General features: G+C 66.9%; 1 protein-coding gene and 1 pseudogene. Both read left to right on the top strand.

Going from position 1 to position 1,847, the window contains the following annotated elements:
• A pseudogene (locus AC6RA4_RS17990) lies at positions 1 to 472 on the top strand (aromatic ring-hydroxylating dioxygenase subunit alpha); the annotation flags it as partial.
• Between the two features lie 67 nt (positions 473 to 539).
• Complete coding sequence (locus AC6RA4_RS17985) at positions 540 to 1,748, top strand: ABC transporter substrate-binding protein (protein WP_500162717.1); 1,209 nt, start codon at positions 540 to 542, stop codon at positions 1,746 to 1,748.
• Positions 1,749 to 1,847 lie beyond the last annotated feature (99 nt).

The following is a 1,847-nucleotide window of genomic DNA, read 5'->3' as shown; positions in this document are numbered from 1 at the left end:
CGGCTTCGTCAAGGCCTTCGGCGGCTTCACCGGCAATGTCGACCGCTGGCACTATTACGACCTCGACACCCCGTGCACCGCGGTGATCGAGTTCGGCTCCATCGAGACCGAGAAGAAATGCGCCGAGGAAGACCGCGACCAGGGCGTGCGCATCTTCGCGCTGCACTTCATGACCCCGGTCACCGAGACCTATACCATCGACCGCTGGATGCACCTGCGCAACACCGCCACCGACGATCCCGAGGCCGCCGACCGCATGGACGCGATGTTCCGCAAGGCCTTCGACGAGGACAAGGAGATCCTCGAGGCGGTGCAGGAAGAAGAGATGCGCCCGCAGAAGCGCCGCCCGATCCGCATCGCCATCGACAAGGGCCCTCTTGTCTATCGCAAGCGCATCAACGAACTTCTGGAACTGGAACGCACCGAGGATCTTGCCGCCGATCCCTCACCGGCGTTTGTCTACCACGATTAACCGGCGTAAGACCGGGATACCAAAAGTTGCCGCAAGGGCAACATTACCAACAGGAGAGTATATCCCCATGAACTTTCTGAGACGCACCGTGCTCGCCACGGCCGCAGCCATGGCCCTGGCGCCCGCCGCGGGCTTTGCGCAAGAGACCATCAAGGTCGGCGAGATCAACCACTACAAGCGCATGGCCGCCTTCGCCGAGCCCTACAAGAAGGGCATCGAGCTCGCCCTGTCCGAGATCAACGCCGATGGCGGCGTGCTGGGCAAGGATCTCGAGTTCATCTTCCGCGACGACCAGGGCGACCCGGCCGAGGCCGTGAAGATCGCCGAAGAGCTGATGACCCGTGACGGCGCGGTGATGCTGACCGGCACGATCCTCAGCCACGTGGGCCTGGCGCTGTCGAGCTTCGCCGCCGAGAAGGGCTATCTCTACCTCGCCGCCGAGCCGCTGGCCGACAGCCTGGTGTGGAAGTCGGGCAACCCCTACACCTTCCGCCTGCGCGCCTCGACCTGGGTTCAGGCCGCGATGCTGGCCGAGGAGGCCGCCAAGACCGACGCGATCAAATATGCCACCATCGCGCCCAACTACGCCTACGGGCAGGACGCGGTCGAGGCCTTCAAGGAGAACCTCAAGCGCCTGAAGCCCGAGGTCGAGTTCGTCGCCGAGCAATGGCCGGCGCTGTTCAAGATCGATGCCGGCGCCGAGGTGCAGGCCATCGAGCGCGCCAAGCCCGACGCGATCTACAACGTCACCTTCGGCACCGACCTCGCGAAGCTGGTGCGGGAAGGCGGCGACCGCGGCCTGTTCGACGGCCGCAACGTCTATGGCCTGCTGACCGGCGAGCCGGAATATCTCGAGCCGCTGGGCGACGAGGCCCCCGAGGGCTGGTTCGTCACCGGTTTCCCCTGGTACGCGCTCGAGGACGGCACCCCCGGCAAGGCCTTCGTCGATGCCTATAGCGAGGCCACCGGCGAGACCCCGAAGATCGGCAGCCTGGTGGGCTACATGACCGCGCAGTCGATCGCCGCCGCCATCGAGGCCGCCGGCGCCACCGACACCGAAGCGCTGGTCGCGGCCTTCGAGGGCCTCACCGTCGCCGACACGCCGATCGGCGAGCTGACCTACCGCGAGATCGACAACCAGTCGACGCTCGGCGCCTGGGTCGGCACCACGGCGCTCGAGGATGGCAAGGGCGTGATGGTGGACTGGGAATACAAGGACCCGGCCCCCTACATGCCCTCCGACGAAGAGATCACCGCCATGCGTCCGGCCGAGTGACCGGGCCGGGGGCGCCCGCCTCGCCCCGCGCCCCCCGCGGCGGTAAAGGGCTAAATAAAACCCGGGGGCAAGGCCCCCCCGGCCCCCAGGGGGGGCGCC

The sequence above is a fragment of the Salipiger sp. genome (genome assembly GCF_059781815.1).
This window is presented reverse-complemented; position numbering and strand designations above follow the sequence as displayed.

Bases quoted from the DNA above. Each gene is read 5' to 3' on its own strand.
- AC6RA4_RS17985 (WP_500162717.1), top strand. From the start codon at position 540: ATGAACTTTCTGAGACGCACCGTGCTCGCCACGGCCGCAGCCATGGCC.